This is a genomic window from Afipia sp. GW821-FHT04G03 (genome assembly GCF_059419985.1).
Genome location: NZ_JBWKSV010000002.1, coordinates 321,043 through 346,539, shown reverse-complemented (window position 1 = coordinate 346,539; position 25,497 = coordinate 321,043). Strand labels below are relative to the sequence as shown.

Sequence of the window (25,497 nt, the reverse complement as noted above, 5' to 3'; positions counted from 1 at the left end):
CATGAATCTAGCCAAGGTCGCCGCCGCCGTGTTCGGATTGGCTTTGATCGGATCGTCAGCGATCGCGCAGGATACGCAACCGATCAAGATTGTTGTTGGATTTTCAGCTGGCGGCGTGACGGACGTCCTTGCCCGCGTCATGGCGGAGGACTTGCGCAAGCGCCTGAACACCACGGTGATAGTTGAGAACAAGCCCGGCGGCTCCGGAACGATCGCGACAGCGATGGTCTCAAAATTACCGCCAGACGGCACGACGCTGATCATGATCCCTGGTACGCATACGATGGTGCCGTCGATTCAGAAGGTTGATTTCGACACCAAGACAGCGCTGACTTACATCAGCTTGATTGCCACAGCGCCATCAATGCTGACCGTGAACAAGGACACCAAGTACAAGGATGTGAAGTCCGTAGTAGAGGACGCCAAGGCACGGCCCGGCGAAATCGCTTACGGCAGTTCCGGAGTCGGTTCCACCTCGCACTTCATGGGAATTCTTTTCGAGCGCGAATCCAAGGTGAAGCTCAATCACATTCCCTTCAAGAGCTCAGGCGAATCCCTCCAGGCAGTGATGGGTGGACACGTTCCGATGTCCTTTTCGGCCGTTAATCAGGCGCTCGGCGCCGTTAAGTCCGGCGATGTTCGCGCCTTGGCGATCGGCTCGGAGAAGCGATCGATCTACCTTCCGGACGTTCCGACGTTCGCCGAAGTCGGTCTGCCGAAAGTGCTGTCCGAGACCTGGATCGGACTCGCGGGACCAGCAAACATGCCTCCCGATGTTGTGAAGAAGATCAACGATGCCGTTATGGCCGGTATCAAGTCGCCGGATGTTCAGAAGCGGCTTTCCGAAATTGGCGTCGATGAAATCGGCGCGGGCCCCGAAAAGTTCAAGAAGATCGTTGCCAGCGAAGTAGACACCTACGAAACGCTTGCGCGCGATATGAACTTGCTACGCTGAGTAGCACTGCCTGCATTTTGATAGAAAGACCGAATCCATGTTTCTGGTACGTTCGTACTTGATCGCTCTTTGCACTGTGACAATTACAGGTGGTGCTGCTGCTGCTGCCCAAAAAGCGTATGGTCCTGGTGTTACCGACACCGAGATCAAGATCGGGAATATCATGCCGTACAGCGGGCCTGCATCAGCTTATGGGCTCAATGGCAAGGTGCAGGCCGCATACTTCAAGAAGATAAACGATCAAGGTGGCATTAACGGCCGCAAGATCAACTTCATCTCCTACGATGACGCTTACAGTCCGCCAAAAACGGTCGAGCAGGCGCGAAAGCTTGTCGAGAGCGATGAGGTGCTTTTGATCTTTAATCCGCTGGGAACGCCCGGCAATGCGGCAATTCATAAGTACATGAATGCCAAGAAGGTGCCGCAAATCTTCGTGGGAAGCGGTGCCAGCAAATGGAATGACCCGAAGAATTATCCGTGGACCATGGGCTGGATTCCGAACTTCCAGACGGAAGGCCGGATTTTGGCTCAATATGTCTTGAAGGAGAAGCCAGCGGGCAAAGTTGCTGTTTTCTATCAGAATGACGATTACGGGAAAGATTATCTGAAGGGTTTCAAGGATGGGCTTGGCGATCGCCGTAACATGCTTATCAGTGAGGAAAGTTACGAGGTAAGTGAGCCGACGATCGATACACACATCGTCAAGATGAAGTCAGTAGGCGCTGATGTATTGGTCAGTTTCACGACGCCGAAATTTGCCGCTCAAACGATCAAGAAGGTAGCCGAACTAAACTGGAAACCTCTTCACATCGTGCCGAGTGTGAGTTCGTCAATTGGCGCAGTCATCAAGCCTGCAGGTATTGATAATGCCCAAGATATTATCTCTGCCACCTACGCCAAGGATGCCACCGATCCTCAGTGGGACAACGACCCTGGGATGAAGGAGTTTCGTTCGTTGATGAATGAGTATCTTCCGGGAGCCAATCTTGCGGAGAGTTCGGCCATGGTCGGATATAACACGGCTACCTCAATGGCCGAGGTGCTTCGGAGGTGTGGCGATGACCTGACGCGAGAAAACGTAATGAAGCAGGCCGCAAATCTGAAAGATTTCGAGCAAGGTGGCTTGCTGCCAGGAATCACAGTCGGGACAGCTCCGACCGATTTCGCTCCCATTAAACAGCTGCGACTTATGCGCTTTCAAGGAGACCGTTGGCAGCTTTTCGGAGATGTGATTTCTGAGGTGTCCCTTCAAGAGAACTCAAAATAGGCGACTACGAGTCCCCGAACGGGCTGATGATAGAATGTGAAAGCCCTACCGGGCCGGGAAGGCTGATAGAGTATGGAGGATCTCTCCAGAGATAACCGGTTAGACTTGTGCGGTCTAACGACGCCCCGGCACCCCCCGCTTTTGGAGCAGAGCGGACTTCAACCAGTAGGCAAATCCGCTGAATAGGTCGGAAATGGCCCAATTCGGATCTAAGGCACGTCCCTTCTGCTCCTCGAAATCCTGTGCCCAAGTTCTATAGATGTGCCAATCTGCTTTCTTAGGGCAGATGGGGTCAACTGCATGAGCGATCTTCGCGACTGGTTGCGTGGGAATAATTTGGAGCAGTACGCCGACGCGTTCGAAGCGAACGACATCGACCTGGATATCCTGCCCGACCTCAATGACCATGATCTCAAGCAACTAGGTCTGTCCCTCGGCCATCGCCGTCGGCTCCTGAAGGCGATCACGGCGCGTAACACCGAGGCGGTCCCAATTTCCGCCTCCAACAAGGCTTCCTCACTCGATAAATTTTCTTCCGCCGCCTCGTTTTCGTCGGGCGAGAAATCGTCCGTCGCGGAGGAGCCTGGCTTTGGCGAAGCCGAGCGGCGGCAAGTGACCGTGATGTTCGCCGATATGGTTGGCTCCACGGCGCTGTCGGCGAGGCTCGATCCGGAGCTGCTCGGCGGCCTGATCCGGCGATACCAAGACGCGGTGGCTGGTGCGATCGGGCGTTACGGTGGGTTCGTCGCCAAGTTCATGGGCGATGGCGTGCTGGCCTATTTCGGTTTTCCACGCGCCTTCGAGGATGCGGCGGAACGCGCCGTTCGCGCAGCGATTGGAATTCTGTCGGAAGTCGGCGCAATCGAAATGCCCGACGGCACGCGCGTGCAGGTACGGATCGGCATCGCCACAGGTCTCGTCGTAGTCGGCGAAATCATCGGCACCGGCTCGGCGCAGGAGCGGACTATCGTCGGTGAAACCCCCAACCTCGCCGCGCGTCTACAGGCGCTGGCCGGGGCGGATTGCATCCTCGTCAGTGAGTCGACCCAAAAATTGTTAGGCGGCCTTTTCGAGCTCGCCCATACCGGCGAGCACGAGTTGAAGGGCTTTGCCCGCCCGGTGCCGGCCTGGCGGGTGGACGGCGAGGCCACGGTCGAAAGCCGTTTTGCCGCAATCCGCGCCGGAGGCCTACCGCTGGTCGGCCGGGCGCACGAAATGGGCTTGATGCGCGAACGCTGGCATCTGGCGCGGCAAGGCGAAGGCCAGATATTGACTGTGACCGGCGAAGCCGGCATCGGCAAATCGCGCGTGATCGAGGCGCTGCAACAAGAGCTTGCAGCCGAAGCTCATGCGCGCATCAATCTGCAATGCTCTCCCTATCACAGCGACAGCGCGCTCTACCCCGTGATCCAGTTTCTCAACCGCGCCGCCGGCTTTGCGCCTTCCGATCCACCGGATGTGCGCGCCGAGAAACTCGGCGGCCTTCTTGGCGCGCGGCACATCGCCAATCCAGCTGCGCTGCCACTGTTGGCCGAGCTGTTGTTGATCCCGCTGACCGAGGCGGCACCCGCCGCGTCGCCGGCGCAGCGCAAGGCCGCAACGCTCGCGCTGATCGTCGAGATCATGACGCGGACCAGCGACAGCGATCCGGTGCTGATCGTGCTGGAAGACGCTCACTGGATCGATGCGACCACGCTCGAAATGATGACGCGATTGGCCGACAGCATCACCCGCGCGCGGCTCCTTGTCGTGGTGTCGGCGCGGCCAGATTTCACGTCGTCGTGGCTATCAAGGCCACACGCCACACTGATTACGCTCGGACGCCTCAGCCGTCCCGAATCGATGCAGGTGGTTGCGAGCGTCGCTGCCGCGCATGGACTGGCGGCGGACACGATCGCTGCGATCATCGCCAAGACCGATGGTGTACCGCTGTTCGTCGAAGAGCTGACCCGAAGTGTGCTGGAATCGGTGGGCGAGGATTCGGTGCCAGCGACGCTGACGGACTCGCTGATGGCCCGCCTCGACCGTCTCGGCGGCGCGCGCGAGGTGGCCCAAATTGCCGCAGTGATCGGCCGGCAATTCACCTTTGCCTTGCTGGAAGCGGTTGCCGGCAAGGACAACGACGAATTGGAAGACATGCTGGCAAAGCTGGTTGCCGCAGGAATTGTGTTCCCCGAGGAGCGTGGCTTCGAGCTGAGCTTCAACTTCAAGCACGCGCTGGTGCGTGACGCTGCCTATGAAAGCCTGTTGCTGATGCGCCGCCGCGAATGGCACGGGCGCGTCGGTGTTGCGCTCGAGCAGCGTTTTAGCGACATCGCCGCGAAGGAACCGGAGGTGCTGGCCTATCATTTCGGCAAAGCGGGGCAGCTCTCTCTCGCCTGCGATTACCGTATGCGCGCCGGCAACCAAGCCGTAAGCCGCTCGACCTATGTGGAGGCGATCGCGCATTTCACGGCGGGTCTCAAGCTCGCCGAAACCATGCCGCCGCAAAACGGCCTGCGACGGCAACTGGAGTTCTGGCTGAAACTTGGCGCGGCGTCGGTCGTCATGCACGGCATGCAAAGCGTCGAGGCTGAAACGGCCTATACCAAAGCTGGCGAGATCGGTGAGCAGCTCGGCGACGGCCCCGCTTCCTTCCAAGCCAAATGGGGCCTCTGGATCAACGCCAACCTAAGGCGCAAAACGGCCTTAGCGCGCGACCGCGCCGGCGAACTGGTGTCGCTCGCGCAACGGTCAGGCGATCGCGAGCTGTTGCTCGAAGCCTACCATTGCCAGTTTTCCACGGCGTATTTTCGCGGCGACGTCGGCGGCGCGCTGGAGGGCTGCCAGCACGTCATCGAGCTTTACGACATGACGCAGCATCGTCATCTCGCGCACGCCTTTGGTGGCCACGATCCCGCCGTCTGCGCCCATATCCAGTGTGGCAATTCATGGCGGCTATCGGGCGACGAACAACAGGCAAGGCCGCATTTCACGCAAGGCATTGCGCTGGCCGAAATGCTCGATCATCCGAATAGTCTCGCGCACGGGCTGCATAACGTCGGTATCGGCTATCAGCTCGGAGGAGAGCGCGATGCGACCTACGCGGCAGCGCATCGCGCGGCCTCGCTGGCCGACAAGTTCGGCCTGCCGCCGTGGCGTGCCAGCAGTCTGATCTTGGTCGGCTGGGCCACTGCAAGCGGCGCAGCCGCTGCGGACGCCGTGCGGCTGATCGATGCTGAGATCGCCAATGCCACCGCAGCCGGTCCGCTGCCGCAATATTATCTCGGCCTGGCAGCCGAAGTTCTGCTTGCCGCGGGCCGACCCGCGGACGCACTCGGTCATCTCGACCGCGCGATCGCAGGTATCGACGAGGCGGGCATCGGCATCTACCTGCCCGAGATCTATCGCTTGCGCGGCGCTTGCCTGCTGGCGCTCCACCGCGGCAACAAGACTGAGGCACGATCAGCCTTCGCAACCGCAGCCGATATCGCCAAGCGCCAGGGCACCGTCATTTTCGAGCGTCGCGCGCAGGCTTCATTGTTCGAGTTCGCAATGTAGGAATAAATTGGATAACGGCCGTGGAGCGAAGCCTAAGATATCAGCTGAACTGCGCTTACAGAACCGGCTTATGAGTACGCGCACTAGAAGAAGTGCCCAGGGCCCGCAGCAAAAGTAAAATGATCGAATATGCAGCCCTGCCGGACGAAGCGTGGCGGAGTATGCAAAAGCTTGTCAGTCGATGGCCGGATGAATTTCATATGCTGAATGTCTGCATTTGACCCGAAGCGTACATCCGCTTGACTATAGAATCTCATTCCGCGCGGCGAGCTCAAGGCCTACCCCCTGAAGTGGTCTTCTCGGAAGTATGTTTTTGGCTGTAGACTCGCCCGATCCTACGTGAATCTGCGCCGCCGCTTGCTGGCCGCGCTTCCCTCCAATATCATTGATCTCTCGAGTGGCCAGTGGCCGGGGCGTATACAAGCTCTACTGAAGCGCCATCGGGATCGATGAGATAGGTAGGCGTCGTACCTGTCGATGACGCAGGTGGATTATCAAGTACCAGACACAGCATCTGGAGACTCGATAACTCGCGGTGAGCTGGCGAGAATATCAGCGTGACGCCCGCTTTTTCCCGGTTCATTCGTACAGCTGTGATACCGCCGCGACCAAAATCAAACCATCGACTATCTTCCACCAACCCTGCGTTTTGGCGATACCAATCCACGGCCCTGTCGAGGTTCGACACAAACAGATTAACGTCAGGCGTCGTAGGAGCGGCCGTTTTGCAGGGGCCGAGCTGCGCCGCCGCCGGCCGAAGGGATGTGATGCCGGAAAGCATGGCCAGGGACAGGACAGCCGAAATTGAACACCGTCGGAATGTGTTCATGGCGTTTCCTTCTGAATGAGTTGTACAACGGAGTCCGCATCCGGATCGGCAGCGTTCGAGTGTTGGGCGTCCTGCCGCCGAGGTGGGGCCTCTGATGTGTGTTCGGATTCAGATTTCGGATCAGGCCCTGACTGCAACATGCCGTCCTGCCGAATGGTCGTTGCGAAACGCGGGTCGATTGCCGCGCGATTCAGCAATCTCTGGATTTCGGGCCGCAAACCATCGCCTCGTTCGGCTGCAAACGCGTGAAAGCTTCGAAATGATGTCATCGCACGATCTCCCAGATAGGGACGCCTGTGTATGATCGCGAGAATGAGCAGCCAGCAGAAAGAGTGCACTCCGATTGTTGCCTTGGTATTCGCAAATTTGAATGACGTCGCTGACGATCAGTTTAGCCAAGCCGCGGTATGGCAATTCGTCCAACCAGACCGGCTCGGCGCGTTCCGTAAGCACGCACCGAGCCTGACCCTTCGCAGGAGGAAAGTAGTGCTGCGACTGGCTTCTCTGAGCCTAGTTCCAAACCGACATGCGGCTACATTACGGCTCGCGTGGAGGGGGAAATATATTTTCGATGTGCGGACGATTTGAAGGCAAGAAACGGATTGCAACAAAGTGCCGTCATCCATGAATCCTGCGTCGTCAAGTTGCCCGGGATTCCGAACACATGACTACCGATATCGAAGTTCGTAAATTGACCACCTTCGAAACAGCTACGGACGGAACAGCCGTTCGATTGGTTGTGCAAGATGTCGCAGGCCGTACGGTAGGTATTGTATTCACGATCGAGACGCTTACGGCGTTACTCATGACGTTGCCGACCATGGCCTCCAACGCAGTCAAGCAGTCTCATAATGATCCTAATATGCGGATCACCTATCCTCTAACGGACTTTCAGCTCGAGCTTAGTCCCGGCAATCTCCGCATTCTGACCGTCGGCACGTCGAAAGGCTTTAGCGTCTCTTTTAGCCTGACGGCAGAACTTTCCGAGGAACTCGGGCATGCCCACCTGGATGGAAAAGGCCACAGCGTGAAAACGCACTGACCCTCCTGTTCATGGACCTTGCTGTCATATCGGTCGGGGTTAAGGACGGTGAGCATCAAGCGTAACGATCCGGCCATCCAATGGTTTTGCGTTCAACGCATGTAATGCAAATTGCTGCGCCATCACATCGCGTCCCGTCGGATCATGGGCGACAGCTTTCCACTCTGTGATCTCGAGACTGGCGATACCGTCCGTATCGGCGGTACGTGCGGACATTCGAACGTCGTCGAGCCGATGCAGGACGACTCCCGATCCCTTAATTGTATTCGTCAGCCGCTCCAAACCAACGCGGACCATTGGCCAGTGCTCTATGAAAGGACCCCAACTCTTGTCTTTGAGGATACCGTTGAGGATGCCTCGCGAGATTGGATCTCCCGGCGCCAAGGCGCTAAGGCTCGCAATGACATCAATGACATGCACCCCGGTGGGTAATCGAACAATGAGGCCGATTTTGCCGTCGTCGAATCGTACCAGCTTCATTTCTACTCTCCACCGCTTGTGATCGAGCACAATCATATTTGGCAGGAGAAAGGGAAAACCCCGATTTTTGCTTCCAAACCCAAAATCTGCAAAGGGGCAAAGTCTGCGAGACACTCGAAGCGAAGATTTGGACGCGTGGCGCATCATCCGCGATCCGATCTTCTCGATGGGATTATGATTGCGTCCTGAACTCTTGCCGCGAGCCGTTCGATTCTGGCGTCGGGAATGCCATTTGCCCGCAGACTGTCCCGTGTTTGAAAGAGATAGTCGGCGCAGGAGCCAAGCCCTCCCTTCGCTGTTGCAATCCGCTGAACCATCGTCTCCGTTGGCAGTCGCCCCGCGTACTTTTCGCAGTCGGAATCCATCGTAAATGCGATAGCGTGGCCGAATGCTGGACCGTCCGGGCTGAATAATTCGACCCATCTGGGAATGTACGCGCGACATTGCATCTCGCGTCGCCAAAGAAGTGGCAACTCCGATTCGATGTCCGTGTGGTCGAGTCGATATGCGGTGCCCATGCAGTGGCCACCTTCGTCGAGCCCAAGCATCAACCCTGGATTGGAAATCGAGGCGCGCCCGGCGATGATCGACATGCAGAACGCGCGATGCCATCCGTTGAGGCGCGCGATCCTTTGCTCGGCGGTCTTTAGGGCGGGATTCCAGATGAGTGAACCGTAGCCGAAAATCCAGATATCGCCCGCGGGCCGTGTAGCCAGGATCTTTGCGAGTGAATTCGCGCGGTCCGCCTCGGATAGAAGGCGGATACCTGGGGCGTCCTTTGCGTAGATGTCGGCGACACCATCCCTTTCCAGAAGTGTACGCGTTACGACCGGCGCGATGTGCGGATCGGGTCGAGCGATTGAATTTGTAAGTCTGGTCATTGATGCCCCGAACAGTTCCCCGATGTGCGCTTGCGCCGGCGATGGAATCAGCGTGTCGACTCTTGCGCCAGGAATCGCCGAAACGGCGCTCGCATGCACTCCGATTTCTGTCGTCAATGTCGGTTCGCGGAAAGTCGGATTGCGGAGCAAGAAGCGGAGCGAAGAGGTGCGTTGCCTAGTTTATTTGCCAATACGCAGCATCCTTAGGAAAGAGCATCCCATGATCCGCATTGGTTATGCCCCTGGCGCCTTCGATCTCTTCCACATCGGACATCTGAACTTGCTTCGGCGCGCTAAGGAAAGTTGCGACTTTCTTATCGCCAGCGTCGTCGCGGACGAAGTGTTGATTGCTCACAAAGGCATAACGCCGGTCATTCCGCTCGCCGAGCGCATTGAGATCGTCCGCAGTTGCCGCTTCGTCGATGCGGCGCATTGCGCGATGACAAACGATAAGCTCGAGATTTGGCGGGATCTGCGATTCAATGTCTTCTTTAAAGGCGATGATTGGTTAGGCACCGAGAAGGGGATCCGCCTGGAGCGGCAGTTCGCCGAGGTAGGGGTGGAGGTGGTTTACTTTCCCTACAGCCAGTCAACTTCGAGCAGCCGACTGCGCCGGACTTTGCAGAATATCGATGCGATGGCACTCAGCGGGTTCCGGCGACCTGAGCAAGGAATTGTGGTTGCGGCCTAAGGCGGAATGCGAGTGAACGGAGTCTTTCAGAAGCCGATTGTTGAAGGGGGCACTACCAACCTGGATAAAGCGCGAAGAGTCGTGCCCAATCAACCAGGATGCCGGCGGAATGCATGTGACTGACAGCATCGGCGGCGTGCCAGGTGCAGGGAACGCGCCGAAGCCAGCGATTGTCTTTGCCGGCTCGGTAGAGCCATATGATCGATGCAGCAAGCATCTGGCGTTCATCTGACATAGCGCGATAGTCAGCGCGCCATTGCTCCATGCCCGCAGGAACGACGATCCCGTGATGGAAATCGTAGCCTGTTGGACGAATGACGTGGTGATAAGTACCAGGTCCATCGTCGCTGAACAGGGATCCCAAGCCGTAGTGATGGATCACATAACGAAGTTGATGGTCGAAAGATCTCGGATCGTCGAGAGAGGGCTGAATAGTGCTCGTTTGGAGAATGGTCGCAAGCTGGCCTATGTCGGGATCGTTCAGTTCCAGTCGTGACGCGACGAGTTTCATCAGGCGATAGTCTGGAAATCGCTCTTGAGCCACCTCCGGGGAACGCACCGCGAGCTCTATCAATAAAAGGGGTTCCGCAAGATCAGTTGGTGTCACTTTTGCACTCGTGGATAAATCCGCGAAAAGAGGGCGCTGAAAGTGGTAGCGCCAGCGCAATCCCGGTGTGAGGCTTATACGAGGTGGAATGCCCGGGAACGTTGCTCACGCCTGAGCAGTTCTCGCTTGCGTTTGACGCCCCAACGGTAGCCGGAAATTGAGCCGTCCTTCTTAATGACGCGGTGGCACGGAACAAGAACCGCGATGGGATTGCGAGCGATTGCTTCGGTCACGTCTCGGGCGTCGCGGGTGCCCAGTTTGGCTGCCAAGGCGCCGTAGTTTGTCGTCTCACCCATTGGTATTGCGCCCAGCATCGACCAGACCTCGACTTCATACGGCGTTCCATACAAATCGAGTGGAACGGCAGGATCAAAACCCGGCTCTTCGATTGCGCGCTCCACCTTGTCGAGGACGTCACTCAAGTGCTGCTGACTGTCGATGATGTCGGCCTCGGGGAAACGGTCGCGCAGTGTGCCTACCGCCGTAGAGCGATCTGAACTGAATTCCAGGGCGACGATTCCATTGTCGGACATGGCGAGCACGAAATCGCCGAGGGAACTAATCCCCCATGCGAAGCGTATAGTTTCGCGCATCTTGCGCTCCTTCGGACACGTTATGTCGAGAAGATAGGAGACCGCGATAGCGCGGCCGATCCGATCTTGGCTTTCAAATTGAAAAAGCGCTGGGCCGGACTCTGCAAGGCCGACGCACCCGGAGGCCGGGATGGCATGCGTCCCTATCTCGCGTCGTGGAAGATAATTCCGACGGTGTGACGCATGCCGGAGCGCAAGCGGCTCACGCCATGGCGGAGGTTCACGCGGTAGTTGCCCTTCGAACCCTGCACCGGCCGGTTATGGACAGCGAAGGCGACAGCGTCACCCTGCCGAAGTGGAACGACCTCGGCCCGGCTCTGCATCCGGGGCCGCTGTTCGGTCAGGACGAACTCGCCACCTGTAAAATCCATGCCGGGCTCCGAGAGGAGAATCGCGACCTGGATTGGGAAAGCGAGGTCACCATAGAGATCCTGGTGCAGACAATTGAAATCACCGGGAACGTACTGCAGCAAGAGCGGGGTTGGCCGTGTTTGGCCGGCGTCGTGGCATTGCTCAAGAAATGATGCGTGATTGTTGGGATAACGCTCGTCTTTTCCCATTCGGCCGTTCCATTCGTTGGCGACGCCGGCGAGGCGCGGATAGAGTGCCGTCCGCAAGCCACCTAGAAGGTCGGGAAGCGGATACTTGAAGTAGCGGTACTCGCCCTTGCCGAATCCGTGGCGGGCCATATGGATGTGGCTTCGGAAGTGACTTTCGTCAGGATAGAGTGCAGCGATGTTTCGGCATTCTTCGGGAGTTAGGAGTTTAGGCATAACAGCGCACCCATACCCGTCGAGTTCACCTGCAAGTGCTTGCCAGTCATATGCAGAAACTCGCGTCTCTGCGGACGAAACTGCAGATGCGAGCGACGCGATGGAGGAACGTGACTTCATATCATTGCCTCCTTCGCGATCAGCGCACGCTTGCGTTCAATACCCCAGCGGTAGCCCGCCAGATCGCCATTGCTGCGCACAACGCGGTGACATGGAACAGCCAGCGCGATGGGATTGGCGGCGCAAGCATTAGCGACCGCGCGTGGGGAGGTCAGGGGGCCAACCCAACGGGCCAGATCCATGTAGGATATCGTCCTGCCGGCCGAGATCGCACGGATCTTTTCCCACACACGCCGTTGGAACGGCGTTCCGCGCATGTCGAGTATAACATGAAGTCCTTTAGTGGGCTTCTCTATGAAGCTGATCGCTTTCGCCAGATCATTTCGAATCATGGCCTCGTGAGTGACCAGCTTGGCGTATGGAAAGCGTGAGGCGAGATCCGTCGCCAGCTCGTCGTCGTTGTCGCCGATCAGGATTGCGCAGACTCCCTTGAGGCTGCGAGCGACAAGCAGACGACCCAATGCGCATTCGCCGGTTGCATGGAATATGACTTCGACAGGGGCATTGTTGCGCGCCGCTGGGAGTTCATCTTGCGCGGCTGCCTTAGTGATCATGAAGTTCATCGATGCAGCTCCTTTAATGTGTGCCTCATGATCCGAAATATTCGATGGTCAGTTCATCTGAACTCCGATGCTTGCTTTCGAATTAGAAAGTTTCGATTGATGGCTATCGACATGAAAAAGGCCGAGCGTGGAGCGGCTCGGCCTAAAACAGGTGATCAGATACTGATCAATTTATGCGATACGAGTGATCGTTGTCTCCGCAAGAAGGAAGGTCTCGCCAGTGTGAAAGCGAACTCGAATATCGCCGTTCTCGCGTAGCTGCCATTCTGCATGACCGTCAGACACGAGCTTCCTCAGGCTGTTCAGGATGAGCATTTTTGTCGGATCGGCAGGGGCGAATCCCGCAACCGCGTCCGGCATATCCTCGGTGCCGCAACGCTTCTCCCGCTTTGTCTTTACGTTCGATACGCAATAAAGGGGCATGGTCCAAGGCGTTCCCTTTGCCGGCAGGTCCGCGGATTACCGGCGATATTCGACAAGTACGTATCGATCACCAGACGATAAAACAGTATACAAAGGCCGTGGCCCGACACTCCGTATTTTGTCATCAAATTGAAGGGGGCGCCGCAGCTAGAGTGCGCGCCGGAACGTCAAATTGATGCGCATGCGTCCAAGGGTCTTGTGAGAACCGTCCTTCAATTCCGTTACGCCGTGATAGAAAAGGCGTGAAGGTCCGCCCCAGACAGCAATATCACCGTGCCCAAGAGCAAATCTTTTCACCGGATCGTTGCGCATTAGGCCGCCGAACTGGAACGTAGCGGGCAGCCCCAATGATACAGAGACGATGGGATTAGCGAAATCTCTCTCGTTTTTGTCTTGATGAAGCGACAGGCGCGCGCCGGGCTCGTAACGATTGATAAGGCACGCGTCTGGCCGAAAATCCGAGTAGCCCGCAGCGGCTGCCGCCGCGACTGCGAGGTCTTGGAATGAGGATGGCATGGCGGGCCAGGGGTTCTTGGTCTCGGGATCGATCCGGTCGTAGCGATATCCCGTGCGATCTGTGACCCACCCGGCGGTACCGCAATTTGTCATTCCGACCGACATTATATGGCCGCCTGGCGTGATCATCTGGCGGAAAGGCGATGTGGCGGTTATGTCGGCCAACGCCGCCAAGAGTTCGCTTTCAAATGAGAGTGCTGCCCCGCGTAGTAACACGGCGCCATCCGCCATGATCTCCTTTGGCGGATATAGGTGCGCAACGAGATCGAAAAAATCATCCATACTGGATAATGCCCTAAGGTACGCGTCCCGACCGAACACTGTGATAAACTGACTTCAAGATCGCCGCTTATGTAGCGAGAGGCGAAGCAATCCATCTGCTTGCAACGCCGGGTCGGTTGGCGATTACCGGTGTTGATGGGAGAAGGAATACCGCATGTTTGCGGCGGTCAGCGCTCCGACTCTTGCTTTCAAATCGGCATTTTCGATTGCGGCGCTGCTACTCCAAGACGTTCCCCCGTTCCCGAGGCATGCGCCATAGATACCATGAGGCGACGGTGCGGTGTGGTGCCCAGGCCTTCGCGATCTCGCGCAGTTCTTTGGGCTTCGGGGGTTCGGGAAGCGACTTGAGTGCGCGATAGCCTTCGCGAACACCGAAATCATCCACGGGCAACACGTCCATGCGCTCAAGCGAATACATGAGCAGCATTTCGACGGTCCAACGGCCGATGCCCTTGATCGTGACAATTCTGGCGATCAGTGCCTCGTCGTCCATTTTCAGGGCGACCTTCCGAGACGGAATCAAGCCCGAGAGTGAGCCTTCAGCTATGGCCTTGATGGTCGCACTTTTCGTAGCGGAGAAACCACAAGCGCGCAGAGTGTCGAATTCGGCCGCGATAATGTTCTCCGGCGTCGGGAACGGGACCTCCGGATAGAGAGCTTTCAGCCGCGCGATAATCGCGTCACCCGCTTTTGCGGTGAGTTGCTGATATCCAATAGCCCGAACCAATGCTTCATAAGGTTCGCGTGCGGCTTTAGGGTCATGCCGGCACGGACCGACGTGGGCAACAAGGTGCGCCCAATCGTCGTCAAGGTTGCTTAGGAAGGCGACAGACTCTTTGTATCGCGAGAAGATATTCGATTTGCGTCGTTTTCGCATTCAGGTGCCTTGCGAGGCTTCCCGGTCGAGCAGCGCGCGCTTGCGTTCAACACCCCAGGCATAGCCGGAGAGCGCACCGTCATTGCGAACCACGCGGTGGCAGGGAATGGCGACGGCGAGACTATTCGCCGCGCACGCTCCCGCGACCGCTCGCACGGCCTTTGGCGAGCCGATGCGCTGGGCGACCTCTGCATAGGAGACTGTCTTGCCCACGGGAATTTCCTGAAGCGCTTGCCATACGCGCTGCTGGAAGGCCGTGCCGCGCACGTCGAGCGGAAGATTCAGGCCTATTCCCGGCGCCTCGATGAAGCCGACGACGCGCGCAACCAGGGCCTCATAGTCGTGGTCGGCGCCAATGAGACGCGCCTTCGGGAAGCGATCCTGAAGATTACGGACCAGCTTGTCCGGATCATCCCCTAGCAGAATGGACGCGACACCCTTCTTGCTGGAGGCGACAAGAATAGCGCCAAGGGAGGTTTGTCCGACCGCGAACTTGATTTCCTCGTTCGTGCCGCCGGCCCGATATTGCGACGGAGTCATGCCCAGCATGTTCGTCGATTTCTCGTAGAAGCGCCCGCTGGAATTGAATCCGGCGTCGTAGATCGCCTCGGTGACCGTGTTTCCGGAGTCTAACCCTTGACGGACCTTCTTAGCGCGATTGGCGCTGGCATAGTCCTTCGGTGTCAGGCCGGTGACGGCCTTGAATACGCGATGGAAATAGCTCGAGCTTCGACCGACCGCGCCCGCCAATTCCTCCAGCGATAGTTCTTCTTCACTGTCTTCGATAATCCGGCACGCTTTTGCAACCAGAGTTGCGTTCTCGTGTTCGATTGAGAGGCCGTCCGGATTGCAACGCCTGCACGGTCGGAAACCCGTCGCCTTGGCGCTTTCCAGACTGTCATGAAGCTGAACGTTCTCAGGGTTGGCTGTACGGGAGGGGCACGACGGTCGGCAATAGACGCCTGTCGTCGACACCGAATACCAGAGGTGGCCATCCACTGTTTTGTCGCGTGCGAGAACTCGCGCCCAACGCGGATCGTCTGCGGCTGACGGGGGCGGTTGTTTCACGGACTTGGTGAGAGTCGCTGTCATCGTCTTATGTCTCACATATTGGATCGATCGACACTGCTGCCAGTGCCCGCTGAAAGCACTCCGGTCCTTGCTTTCGAATTCGATCGTTGCCCCATCCAGCTGGGCCGCTCCAGAATTGATAGATGTTGCCCGAGCGGGTTCCTTGAATTGAATACATCCGAACGTCAGGCGCGCCTGCGCAGCATCTCCACGACGTTCATATCCGACCGCATGCTGGCGGCGCGACCCGAAACCCGATCAAAAAAACAAGGTCCGCACCCTTGTGCGGACCTTGTTGACGATCTGCAAAAATTGGGCCCCGATCAAGCGGCCTTGATGAGCCCGAGTTGAGTCAGTGTAGTCACGCCGTCATCGAGGCCGATTTCTTCGACTATCTTGCCGTTGATCACCTTCAGCACCGTGGTGCCGGTGAAGTGCATCTTGCGGCCGGTCGCAGCGGGGAGGCCTCCGATCAGGAAGTCATTGAAGGCCGGGCCTGTATGAGTGCCGCCGCCTTCCCATTGACCGACGACGTAGTCGCCTTCCGCAATCAGATCCGCGGTACCCCAGAAGTTAAGGTCGGGAAATGCAGCACGAAAATCGGTTATGAAGGCCTTGATGTCCTCCCTACCACGGCGCGGTTCATGCAGCGAGTATTTGAGCAACATATCCGGCGCGGCGATCTCGTCGATAACTCCGAGATTGACATTCTTCCCCCAGAATTCGGTGAACCAGCGACCGACAACGGCCTTGTTATCATCTTCCTTGCTCATTGAAGTCATTCCTTATGATCTTTCGTGACGATCACCGACATCGGTCGATAACCTGAGCAAGGGATTACGCTCGGCGCTGACCCGCCAAACTCCGGTTCTTGCCTTGAAATCAAAACTCGGATCTGAATTATTTTGATTGAGCAATGCGGAAAACGAACCGCCTCGCTTGTTTAGCAGACCTGTGCGGTTTCCTGTTCTCGGGTGTCGAGTTTACTGAGGTTGAAAGCGATATCCTGTACGTGTTCGACTGGAGGTCAGGCTGCAGAGATCGAAAATAACTTCTCACTTCATCTGATCATCATCGCGACCGACATCCTAAAACATAACATCGGAATTGTGACGATTATGCCGAGGGTGCTTCATTGATCTCCTTTAGCACCTCGGCCTCTCGGTCCACCATAAAGCCGGCTTTGGTCTTTTCGATCTGCATCTCGTAGCGGAGCGGATTGTTGTCTCGCGGATAAACAATTCGATTAGCGGCGTTTTCAAAACGAACAGCAAAATACCGTCGTCCTTTGTTTTCGGGAATCTCGGCCGCCCGCGTCATGAATTCGGTGATCAGCTCGTCCGAGCGGTTGAATATCTCTCCCAGCTTCGTGGCCATTAATTCTTGCGACGGCGGAGCCACGTTCCCCATAGGGGCAATCCGCAGGGAAACAACGAGTGTCCGCAACCGCGACGCGATTTGAGCACGAAGTTTGTAGAGTTCATCGTTCGTCTCGCCCTGAAGACGCTGTACGAGTGCCCGTATCTCGTCTCTGCTCTCTGTAAGGCGCGACCTCCTGGCTTCGGTGTTCTGGCGCTTGTCCTCATTCGCCTTGAGCAATGCCTTCAGCTCGGCCGATCGAGCTGCAATCTCGGTTAACTTTCCTGTCAAGAACTCGACGGGACCACCTGCAGCGAGCGAAGCGAATGTTTGCTCCGAAGCGAGCATGGCAGACTGTAGCTCGCCTTGCAGCGTGGATCTCTCGTCCTCCAGAGTCTTTCGGACGGCGGCGTCATCGCTGACGTTGATGATACTGTCGAGGTCGAGCTCTTGGACAAATGCAAGGAATGAGGCTTCGAAGTCCCTGTATTTCCACCGGGTGGCCATGCACCCGAGTCGACGCTTGGCGTCGTTACAGATGAGATACGCGCCACCTTTCCGGCCCGATCCCTTGTTCTCGAATTTCATGGCCGAGCCGCAGTAGGCGCACGCGGCGAGTCCGCCGAACAGGTTTGCGAAACCGGTCCCCTTGCGACCCGCTCCGTTTACCCGGCGCTGCTCCTTACCGTTCTGCGCCCGATAGAATAGCTCCCGGTCCACGATCCGCGGGAAGTAATTCTCGATTGGCTCGCCGTCTGGAAGGTGTTTGCCGTCTACCCTCTTGCGGGGCTGGAATTCTCCAAGGACCGCCCGGTTGCTCAGGATTTTGGAGACATACGACTGATGCCAGCCGTCCGACGGGTTGAAGGTTGGCGTTTGAGAAACATTCAGCCGGGCTGCTATCCGGTACATCCCGATCCCGGCTGCTGCGTCCTCGAAGATCAATCGGACCACGTCAACCCGCTCCGGAATCGCATCGAACCGCTCCCGGTCCGGAGACAAGGTGAGCCACGCCGGAGCCCACTTGGTCATCGGACGGCCCTCAGAGGCCAACTTTCGCTTGTACTTCCAAGCGTCCCCGACTCGATCGGCCTTTTTTGCAGATTCCTCGTACGCCTGGCTCATTGCGACGAGAGAGATAATCAGGTCGGTCAGCTTTGTTTCGCCTGTTCGGTAAACGTGACCGTCCATAAGAGTGACGAGGTTGATCCCCGCATTGATGATTTGAAGGAACAGGGCCAGGCCCTGATCGATTTTTTGTCGACTAATGCGATCAAGCGACTCCACCAGCAAATAGGAACCTTTCGGTACCGAATCGGTCCCAACCGCCGCTAGGAATCGCCCGAGCGCCCCTTCCTTAACGTTGGCGCCCTTGAAAGCAGATATGCCGATATCCTCGAGCTCGTCGCCTTCGGCGAGCTCCAGACCGTGCTCCTTGGCATAAGCGCGAGATTTCTCCAGCTGCCGACGTCGACTGTCGCCCTTAAGCTGGATGTCGGTAGACATTCGGAGATAGGAAAAGGCGCGGGGTCCCATGAGAAAGCCATTCGTTGAGAATGGCTTACCTTAACACCGTTTCGGGTTAATTGGACCCACTATAGTGAAGGCTGGCAACCCCGGCGCGACCTGAACCTGCACGTCCACCGCGCGGGCTTCGATGCCTTCAAACGCCACCGTGGAAACGCGCTGAACCATAGCTCCCTCGCCCCGTGGGAAAGCCTAGCAGGAACGGAGGCATGCGCAAGAACATTTAGGGAACAGGCAGAACGGTCTTTTTGAAAGGACGCTTGGAAACCCGGTCCAAAAGCGAAACCCGGCCCAAAAGCGAACACCGATTTTGAAATATTAGTCCAAGTATAGATTGTATTGATTAAAATAAATCAGAATATATTTGCCAATTTTAGTTTTCCTTTTATCCTTAACCAAGGATTAATACATAGGTATACTCGCGCTGAATTCTATTTACCTTGTTTTCGGGGCCCGAATTCAAGGAACAAGAAAATGACCAGCCTGTTTCGCCGGTTTCTGCATCTGACGTTGTTGCTGCTGCTGGCGATACTGGCTCCATTTAACGATTTTTCCCCGCGATCGGCTGCGGTCGCCGGCACGGACGATCCCGAGGTCGCCCATAGCAACAGGGCGCATCGGCCTCAGCGGCTGATCCATGGCGAAAGGGTGAACTGTCCACGTCCTGCGCCGGCTGCGGAGCCGCTCGATCCTCCGACCACGTCTTCATTGTCGCGCGCGCAAAAATTTTCGGCGGGCGAGCACTTCAAGGAAAATATCGCGCCCTCTGCCGACGTCAGGATCGCATGGCTCGGTGCGACCTTCATGCGCCGCTTTGTCATCAAGATCGAAGATGCGGACGGCGAGACGGTACTTCAGTTTCACACGCTGCTCCGGCCGTCGCGCGATCACCACATCATTGCCGAACTCGAAGATCGGCATGAGACCCGTCTCGCCGATCTGTGGTGTCTGCTGAAAATCCAGGCCAGCGGCGAACCCGGAACGCTCCTGACCGATGCGGTCCCGAATATTTTTTACGTGCGCGACAGTTCAGGTGTGCTCGGCGCCGTCGATGCCGTCTGGGGAGGTGCTGGGTGGGAGATCGGCGCAAGTTCGATCGACGGCGAGCGGATGTGGCCTGTCGGGGTGCGCGTGATGTCGCGCTGAGCTGCGTGCTGTTCGACTGAGGAATCGCGGCAGCGAGCAGTCTGCCCGCTGCCGCTCTTATCTTCAGAGGTTCATGATCATCGGCTCGGCGATGTAGCGGAAGCCGTCGCCGACCTTCACCACATGGCCGTATCCGGGCCACGCGAAGTGATACGACATCACGGCCGTCTTGTTGGCCGCGAGCATGTCGAGCATCTTGACCCTTGTCGCCGCCGCCATCTTGGGATCGGAATCGTAGGCGAACTCCATCCGCGGACGTTCCAGCAGCAGCACTTGATGGTGGGTGAGGTCGCCGAGGAAAGCGAACGATTTTCCCTCCGACTGGATCATGAACATGTGGTGGCCGAAGGTGTGGCCGGGCGCCGCGATGGCGGTCACGCCCGGCAGGAATTCCTGATCGTCCTTGAAGAACACGATGCGGTCGCGCACCGGCATCAGGTTTTTCCGGGCGTGAACGATGAAGTCCTTCAGCGGGCCGTCCATCTTCTTTTCATCGGTCCAGAAGTCCAGATCGGCCTGGCTGATGTAAACCTGCGCGTTCGGGAACAGCGGCTTGCCGCCTTCGTCGACGATGCCGCCGATATGATCGATATGGGCATGCGAGCAAACAATGGCGTCGACGTCTTCCGGTTTGAGTCCGGCTTCTGTGATGCTCTTCTGCAGGCGTCCAGTCGTCGGCCCGAACAGCTTCGACGTGCCCATGCCGGTGTCGAACAGAACTACCCGGTCTCCGAAATTCACGATCGGCGCGTTCTGTTCGAGAATGACGTTGCTGGTGCTGAGAAAATTATCCGCCAGCATCTTCTGTACGTCTTCCTTGGGCACGCCGACGAACGTGCCGGACGGATCACCGAGCGGAAGCGGCCCGTCGGACACCACCGTCACCTCCGCGCCGCCGAGCTTGAAGCGATGAAAGTAGGGAGCCTGCGTACCGAGCTTTGGCGCACGCGCCAGCGCGTCACGGCTCATCATCGTTGCAGTAAGTCCGGCACCGAGAGCAAGGAGAGATCGTCGCGAAACATCGATCGTCATGCGTTCCTCCATTGGCTTTTGTTGTTCGTCGCCTGCAGTGGCCGGATTATGAAGCCGGTATCCACGAGCTGGCAAGGAGCGGCGCAACAGCGGGCGCTTGCGCGCGATGCGTTTGCAGCATGACGACGCCTCGAGTTGATATCTAAGAGAAATCAATCCTGACGGGCGTGGGCGTGGATGCGGCTGTCCGGAACCAGCGTCGCTTCGTTTGCGTCGAGCCTGCCGGGCTTGGGCGAGAGGCGCAGCCCGAACACATGCGGAAAACGCATAATCTCGACGTCGAATTCTGCGGTGGTCACCGGCGTCACCGCGGCGGCCGATTTCGGTGCGTAGAGTCGGCCCCAGATATCGACGCCGGAAAATTGCGGAAGTTGGGTCAGGCGCAAGTTGCCGATACTGCCGTCGAAATTCAGAAGCTGCCGGGCGCGATCGTTCATCATCACGACCCAGCCGTCGACCGCATGGCCGACATCATTCGTAATCGGCGACGCGATCACCATGGCGTCCGGCGCGGTGCGGAACAAATGCTCATAGACTTCGAGCTGATAGCTGATCAATTCCGAATAGATCACCAGCATCACGGTGCTTTCGGTGATCCTGATCGGCAGCACCAGCCGCTGCCAGACCTGGCCGCTCTGCGAGCGCCCGCCCGTGTAACGGATAAAGGAAGGAGCCATGCGCCTGGCAACCTGGCGATAGACCTCGCCGAACTCATCCTTGAGAGGATTGGTCAGTTGCGAGAGCAGGCAGCCCCCGAGCTTCTCGGGCGAGGCGGCCTGGATGGCTTCGCCGACGTAGATATAGGCAAAGTCGTCGCCGACGCTCACCATGTGGATGGAGTTGGCGCGCAGCCTGTAGCTGCATTCCTCGGTCAGGCGCTGGACCGTCAATTCGTTGGTATCGTTGAGAGTTTTCCACTTCGCCCACAGAAATTCCATCGCGGCTGTCGCCAGCTCGCGTGGAATCGATGTGCCGTTGAAAACTTCAAGCGCCATTCAATCAACCGTCCGGTGCAAAACCGCAGTTTGATCAGCCGCGGACCCGGGTCCGTCAATCAAATTGGCAGAAAGTGGTCAGCAATTGATTAAATGACAGGCTCGCATCACGCACGCTTGGCTGCGATGACATCCCAGATCTTCGCTGCCACATCGGGGCCGCCGAGCTTTGCGATGGCGCGGATGCCGGTCGGCGAGGTGACGTTGATTTCCGTCAGATGGCCGTCAATCACGTCGATGCCGACGAACAGCAGGCCGCGTTCGCGCAGGGCGGGCTTCAGCCGCTCGCAGATTTCGCGCTCGCGCGGCGACAAGTCGGTCGCCTTTGCGGCCCCGCCGCGCACCATGTTGGACCGCAGATCGTCCGCCGCCGGCACGCGATTGACGGCGCCCGCGAATTCGCCATCGACCAGAATGATGCGCTTGTCGCCGTGCTTCACTTCAGGAAGGAAGCGCTGGATCACCCACGGCTCGCGGAATGTCACCGCGAACATGTCGTAGAGCGAGCCGAAATTCATGTCTTGCGGCGTGACGCGAAACACCGCAGCGCCGCCATGGCCGTAGAGCGGCTTCATCACCACGTCGCCTTGCTCGGCGCGGAATGCGTTGATCTCGTCCTTGTCACGCGAAATGAGAGTCGGCGGCATCAGGTCGGCGAACTCCATCACGAAAATCTTTTCGGGGGCGTTGCGCACGCTGGCCGGATTGTTCACCACGAGCGTTTTCGGATGGATGCGCTCAAGGTAATGCGTGGTGGTGATATAGGCGAGGTCGAACGGCGGATCCTGCCGCAGCAAAACCACGTCGAAGGATTCCAGATCGACGCGGCTGGCGTCACCTAGGGTAAAGTGATCGCCTTCCTGATCGCGAACCGTCAGCGGCTGCACGCTCGCGACCAGTTGCTTGCCCTTCAGGGACAGTTTTTCAGGCGTGTAATACGACAGCGCATGGCCGCGCTTTTGCGCTTCAAGCAACAGGGCAAACGTCGAGTCGCCGCGAATGTTGATCCGCGCGATGGGGTCCATCTGGACGGCGACTTTCAGCTTCATGCTCTAATTCCGTTTGTTGGCTTGCGGCGGCAATCTGGTCGATTTGGAGGTATCTTTCCAGAACAAATCCACGCAACCCTGCTGGTCACGTGCTGGCGTCGAATGCCGCCATCAGATGCTTTGGCAGATGTTTCGGTGCAATCAGGACGGCGTCGAACCGTATGTCGAAATCGGCGTGTTCGGGATGCGTCATCAGCCAGGCTTGCGCCGCCGCGATGATGCGCTGCTGCTGTCGCGGCGTCACCGAATAGGCGGCGTCATCGAGCGTGGCGCGCGCCTTCACCTCGATAAAGGCCAGCAGGCCGCGCCGTCGCGCCACGATGTCGATCTCGCCGTAGGGCGTGCGAAAGCGCCGCGCCAGAATACGGTAGCCCTTGGCGATCAGGTAGACGCAAGCTTTGCTTTCGGCGGAAATTCCGGTCTGAAACGCCGCGACGCGCGCGGGCGAAGGAGTCTTTGCGGTGCGATCCTCGGGCGCTGAACCCGTTGGCGCGATGGTGCCACGACGTTTGAGTGTTCGCGAAGCCGGTGATGGCGGATCGTCAGTCGTCATCGCCGCTCCGCTTTTCTTTCGCGAATTCGAGCGCACGCGCATAAATCTCGCGGCGCGGCCGTCCGGAGACTTCGACGGCATGAGCGACGGCGTCCTTGACGCTGCCGCGCGCCAGCGACGATCGCAACAGGTCGTCGAGCGCGTCGTCGGTCATCAGCCCGGCGTCGGCCGCGGGCGGACCGATTACCAGCACGAATTCGCCGCGCGTCTCAAGCTCGTCCGCCACCGCCGCGAGTTCGGTGACCGTCGCGCGACGCACCTCCTCATGCAGCTTGGTCATCTCGCGGCAGATCGCGGCTTCGCGCTCGCCCATGATACTTGCGAGATCTTGCAGGGAATCCTGCACCCGGGCGCCGCTCTCAAACATCACCAGCGTGGCGTCGATGCGCGCCAGTTCGGTGAGGCGTGTGCGGCGGGCGACTTGTTTCGACGGCAGGAATCCCTCGAAGAAAAACCGGTCGGTCGGCAGCGCCGCGACCGAAAGCGCCGCCAGCACCGACGACGGCCCGGGCAACGCGATGACGTTGAAGCCCGCCGCGCTGACCTCGCGCACCAGTTTGAATCCGGGATCCGAAATCAGCGGCGTGCCGGCGTCGGATACCAGCGCGATCGATGCGCCTTGCGCGAGCTTCTCCAGAATCTTCGGCCGCGCCACCGCCGCGTTGTGTTCGTGATACTGAATCAGGGATGCCGCGATGGAGAATCGTTCGATCAGCCGCCGCGTGATGCGGGTGTCCTCGCAGGCGACCACGTCGACGCCCGCGAGCGTTTCCAGTGCGCGCAATGTGATGTCGCCGAGATTGCCGATCGGCGTTGCGACCAGATAAAGGCCCGGAGCGGCTTTCGGCGCGTTCACGAGTTGCCCGGCGACCGTGAAGGTGCGAACGGGACTGTCGGGAGATCGGTCGGGCGAGGAGGTGGGAACATTCTTGGCGCGCATCCGGACAATCTAGCGCCGATGGATCGCTTCGTCTTGTTCGCAACTGCAAACTATACAATCGCGGTCTTTCCTTACCGGTCCTCGCGGAAATGCTTTTGTTTTAGTTAACTTATGGCCGACAATATGCCTGAATCCCCTTCCAGACGATCCTGAGGACGAAGACCCGGGCTCCTCCGGACGGACTTGACGGAAGAAATACGATGGTTGCGCCGTTCAATTCAAAGCCTCCACGCACCGGCGCGACCCGCCGGAGCGCTGTCGGCCTCATTCTGGGTGCGCCGCTGATCGCGGGCTGTGCTGGGTCGCCGTTTTCCGGCGGCGAGCAGCCTGCGGGGCCGCAGCAACAGCCATCGGCCGTCGGTTCTGGTCAGGTCAAGGTCGGCTTGCTGTTGCCGTTGTCCGCATCGGGCAATGCGGGGGTCGCCGCGCAGTCGATGCGCAACGCGGCGGAACTGGCACTCGCCGAATTCCAGAATCCCAACATCCAGCTTCTCATCAAGGATGATGCCGGCACGGCGCAGGGGGCGCAGCAAGGCGCACAGCAGGCGCTCGACGAAGGCGCCGAGATCGTTCTGGGGCCATTGTTCGCGCCGTCGGTTCCCGCCGCAGCACAGCTGACGCGGACCAAGGGTGTATCCCTGATCGCGTTCTCGACCGATTCGAGTGTCGCGGGTCGTGGCGTTTATCTTTTGAGCTTCCTGCCGGAATCCGACGTCAACCGCATCGTCGATTACGCGGCAAGCACCGGCAAGCGATCCTTCGCCGCGTTCCTGCCGGAGAATGCCTACGGCAACGTGGTGGAGGCGGCCTTCAAGCAGGCGGTGGCCCGCAAGGGTGGCCGTATCGTCGCGTTCGAAAAATACAGCGGCGATCCCGCGGCCTCCGCGCGCACGTTCGGCGCGTCATTGACAGCCGCGGATTCGCTGCTGCTTGCCGACGACGGCGATTCCGTTGTCGGCGTTGCCGATGCGCTTGCGGCAAACGGCGCCGATCTCAAACGCCTGCAATTGCTGGGCACCGGCCTGTGGGACAATCCGCGCGTGTTCGCCAACGCCAATCTGCGTGGCGGGCTTTATGCAGCGCCGGACCCGTCGGGCTTCCGAAGTTTTTCAACCCGCTATCGCGCCAAGTACGGCGGAGATCCGGTACGCACCGCGACGCTGGCCTATGACGGCGTTGCGCTGGTCGCGGCACTGGCGCGGACGCAGGGCGGGCAGCGGTTTTCGCCGGATGTACTGACCAATTCGTCGGGTTTCGCGGGCATCGACGGACTGTTTCGTTTCCGCAGCGACGGCACCAACGAGCGCGGCCTTGCGGTGATGCGGGTGACGCCGGGCGGTGGGCAGACCGTCGCCGGATCGCCGAAGAGTTTCGGAGCGTAATAAC

At 58.5% G+C, this 25,497-nt stretch carries 24 protein-coding genes and 1 pseudogene; 7 read left to right on the top strand and 18 right to left on the bottom strand.

Annotated elements, in window-relative coordinates; translation table 11 throughout:
- The first annotated feature begins 1 nt into the window (after position 1).
- From AC07UB_RS10935 to AC07UB_RS10925, 3 genes are all read left to right on the top strand, one after another.
- Positions 2 to 955 (top strand): Bug family tripartite tricarboxylate transporter substrate binding protein, encoded by a 954-nt coding sequence (locus tag AC07UB_RS10935; protein WP_494652968.1) that lies wholly within the window; start codon positions 2 to 4, stop codon positions 953 to 955.
- Between the two features lie 37 nt (positions 956 to 992).
- A complete protein-coding gene (locus AC07UB_RS10930; protein ID WP_494652967.1) occupies positions 993 to 2,222 on the top strand; it encodes an ABC transporter substrate-binding protein in 1,230 nt (409 codons plus the stop codon).
- A 300-nt stretch (positions 2,223 to 2,522) separates the two neighbouring features.
- Complete coding sequence (locus AC07UB_RS10925) at positions 2,523 to 5,762, top strand: adenylate/guanylate cyclase domain-containing protein (protein ID WP_494652965.1); 3,240 nt, start codon at positions 2,523 to 2,525, stop codon at positions 5,760 to 5,762.
- A 382-nt stretch (positions 5,763 to 6,144) separates the two neighbouring features.
- On the opposite strand, the gene AC07UB_RS10920 is transcribed toward AC07UB_RS10925, so the two are convergent.
- Positions 6,145 to 6,591, bottom strand: coding sequence for a VOC family protein (locus tag AC07UB_RS10920; protein ID WP_494652964.1), 447 nt, complete (start codon positions 6,589 to 6,591; stop codon positions 6,145 to 6,147).
- Positions 6,592 to 7,255: 664 nt separating this feature from the next.
- Here AC07UB_RS10920 and AC07UB_RS10915 point away from each other — a divergent pair.
- Positions 7,256 to 7,633, top strand: a complete 378-nt coding sequence (locus AC07UB_RS10915; protein ID WP_494652962.1) for a hypothetical protein — start codon at positions 7,256 to 7,258, stop codon at positions 7,631 to 7,633.
- A gap of 39 nt (positions 7,634 to 7,672) precedes the next feature.
- On the opposite strand, the gene AC07UB_RS10910 is transcribed toward AC07UB_RS10915, so the two are convergent.
- Positions 7,673 to 8,113, bottom strand: coding sequence for a hypothetical protein (locus tag AC07UB_RS10910; RefSeq protein WP_494652961.1), 441 nt, complete (start codon positions 8,111 to 8,113; stop codon positions 7,673 to 7,675).
- 143 nt (positions 8,114 to 8,256) lie between these two features.
- Positions 8,257 to 9,111 (bottom strand): gamma-glutamylcyclotransferase, encoded by an 855-nt coding sequence (locus AC07UB_RS10905; protein ID WP_494652959.1) that lies wholly within the window; start codon positions 9,109 to 9,111, stop codon positions 8,257 to 8,259.
- Between the two features lie 103 nt (positions 9,112 to 9,214).
- Between AC07UB_RS10905 and AC07UB_RS10900 the strand changes: the two genes are divergently transcribed.
- Positions 9,215 to 9,685, top strand: a complete 471-nt coding sequence (locus AC07UB_RS10900) for an FAD synthase family protein (protein WP_494652958.1) — start codon at positions 9,215 to 9,217, stop codon at positions 9,683 to 9,685.
- A 52-nt stretch (positions 9,686 to 9,737) separates the two neighbouring features.
- Here AC07UB_RS10900 and AC07UB_RS10895 read toward each other — a convergent pair whose 3' ends face one another.
- From AC07UB_RS10895 to AC07UB_RS10850, 10 genes and pseudogenes are all read right to left on the bottom strand, one after another.
- Positions 9,738 to 10,292, bottom strand: a complete 555-nt coding sequence (locus tag AC07UB_RS10895; protein WP_494652957.1) for a hypothetical protein — start codon at positions 10,290 to 10,292, stop codon at positions 9,738 to 9,740.
- 74 nt (positions 10,293 to 10,366) lie between these two features.
- The gene (locus AC07UB_RS10890; protein WP_494652956.1) at positions 10,367 to 10,885 is read right to left on the bottom strand and encodes a methylated-DNA--[protein]-cysteine S-methyltransferase; all 519 of its coding nucleotides are present in this window, start codon (positions 10,883 to 10,885) and stop codon (positions 10,367 to 10,369) included.
- 143 nt (positions 10,886 to 11,028) lie between these two features.
- Positions 11,029 to 11,778 (bottom strand): 2OG-Fe(II) oxygenase, encoded by a 750-nt coding sequence (locus AC07UB_RS10885; protein WP_494652954.1) that lies wholly within the window; start codon positions 11,776 to 11,778, stop codon positions 11,029 to 11,031.
- Positions 11,775 to 12,341 (bottom strand): methylated-DNA--[protein]-cysteine S-methyltransferase, encoded by a 567-nt coding sequence (locus AC07UB_RS10880; RefSeq protein ID WP_494652952.1) that lies wholly within the window; start codon positions 12,339 to 12,341, stop codon positions 11,775 to 11,777. Before AC07UB_RS10880 ends, AC07UB_RS10885 begins: the two co-directional genes overlap by 4 nt.
- Before the next feature lie 570 nt (positions 12,342 to 12,911).
- Positions 12,912 to 13,562: a DNA oxidative demethylase AlkB gene (gene alkB, locus AC07UB_RS10875; RefSeq protein WP_494652950.1), complete on the bottom strand. Its 651-nt coding sequence runs from the start codon at positions 13,560 to 13,562 to the stop codon at positions 12,912 to 12,914.
- Between the two features lie 217 nt (positions 13,563 to 13,779).
- Positions 13,780 to 14,439 carry a DNA-3-methyladenine glycosylase family protein gene (locus tag AC07UB_RS10870; RefSeq protein ID WP_494652948.1) on the bottom strand — a complete coding sequence of 220 codons (660 nt, stop codon included), beginning with the start codon at positions 14,437 to 14,439 and terminating at the stop codon, positions 13,780 to 13,782.
- Positions 14,440 to 15,531 carry a bifunctional DNA-binding transcriptional regulator/O6-methylguanine-DNA methyltransferase Ada gene (gene ada / locus AC07UB_RS10865; protein ID WP_494652947.1) on the bottom strand — a complete coding sequence of 364 codons (1,092 nt, stop codon included), beginning with the start codon at positions 15,529 to 15,531 and terminating at the stop codon, positions 14,440 to 14,442.
- A 302-nt stretch (positions 15,532 to 15,833) separates the two neighbouring features.
- Positions 15,834 to 16,283, bottom strand: coding sequence for an ester cyclase (locus AC07UB_RS10860; RefSeq protein ID WP_494652945.1), 450 nt, complete (start codon positions 16,281 to 16,283; stop codon positions 15,834 to 15,836).
- A gap of 343 nt (positions 16,284 to 16,626) precedes the next feature.
- Positions 16,627 to 18,405, bottom strand: a complete 1,779-nt coding sequence (locus AC07UB_RS10855; RefSeq protein WP_494652944.1) for a recombinase family protein — start codon at positions 18,403 to 18,405, stop codon at positions 16,627 to 16,629.
- Positions 18,406 to 18,459: 54 nt separating this feature from the next.
- A pseudogene (locus AC07UB_RS10850) lies at positions 18,460 to 18,564 on the bottom strand (ATP-binding protein); the annotation flags it as partial.
- Between the two features lie 306 nt (positions 18,565 to 18,870).
- Between AC07UB_RS10850 and AC07UB_RS10845 the strand changes: the two are divergent.
- The gene (locus AC07UB_RS10845; RefSeq protein WP_494652942.1) at positions 18,871 to 19,542 is read left to right on the top strand and encodes a hypothetical protein; all 672 of its coding nucleotides are present in this window, start codon (positions 18,871 to 18,873) and stop codon (positions 19,540 to 19,542) included.
- Between the two features lie 63 nt (positions 19,543 to 19,605).
- Here AC07UB_RS10845 and AC07UB_RS10840 read toward each other — a convergent pair whose 3' ends face one another.
- From AC07UB_RS10840 to rsmI, 5 genes are all read right to left on the bottom strand, one after another.
- Positions 19,606 to 20,574 (bottom strand): MBL fold metallo-hydrolase, encoded by a 969-nt coding sequence (locus AC07UB_RS10840; protein WP_494652940.1) that lies wholly within the window; start codon positions 20,572 to 20,574, stop codon positions 19,606 to 19,608.
- Positions 20,575 to 20,726: 152 nt separating this feature from the next.
- On the bottom strand, positions 20,727 to 21,569 hold the full coding sequence (locus tag AC07UB_RS10835; RefSeq protein ID WP_492791456.1) for a hypothetical protein: 843 nt from the start codon (positions 21,567 to 21,569) through the stop codon (positions 20,727 to 20,729).
- 107 nt (positions 21,570 to 21,676) lie between these two features.
- Entirely contained in the window at positions 21,677 to 22,618 is a 942-nt protein-coding gene (gene gshB / locus AC07UB_RS10830; protein ID WP_492791457.1) for a glutathione synthase, read from the bottom strand.
- Between the two features lie 85 nt (positions 22,619 to 22,703).
- Positions 22,704 to 23,171 carry a YraN family protein gene (locus tag AC07UB_RS10825; RefSeq protein ID WP_494652937.1) on the bottom strand — a complete coding sequence of 156 codons (468 nt, stop codon included), beginning with the start codon at positions 23,169 to 23,171 and terminating at the stop codon, positions 22,704 to 22,706.
- Positions 23,161 to 24,111 carry a 16S rRNA (cytidine(1402)-2'-O)-methyltransferase gene (rsmI, locus tag AC07UB_RS10820; RefSeq protein ID WP_494652935.1) on the bottom strand — a complete coding sequence of 317 codons (951 nt, stop codon included), beginning with the start codon at positions 24,109 to 24,111 and terminating at the stop codon, positions 23,161 to 23,163. The genes AC07UB_RS10825 and rsmI overlap by 11 nt, the downstream gene beginning before the upstream one ends.
- Before the next feature lie 200 nt (positions 24,112 to 24,311).
- Here rsmI and AC07UB_RS10815 point away from each other — a divergent pair, with 200 nt between their 5' ends.
- Positions 24,312 to 25,493 carry a penicillin-binding protein activator gene (locus AC07UB_RS10815; protein ID WP_492791460.1) on the top strand — a complete coding sequence of 394 codons (1,182 nt, stop codon included), beginning with the start codon at positions 24,312 to 24,314 and terminating at the stop codon, positions 25,491 to 25,493.
- The last annotated feature ends 4 nt before the right edge of the window (positions 25,494 to 25,497 follow it).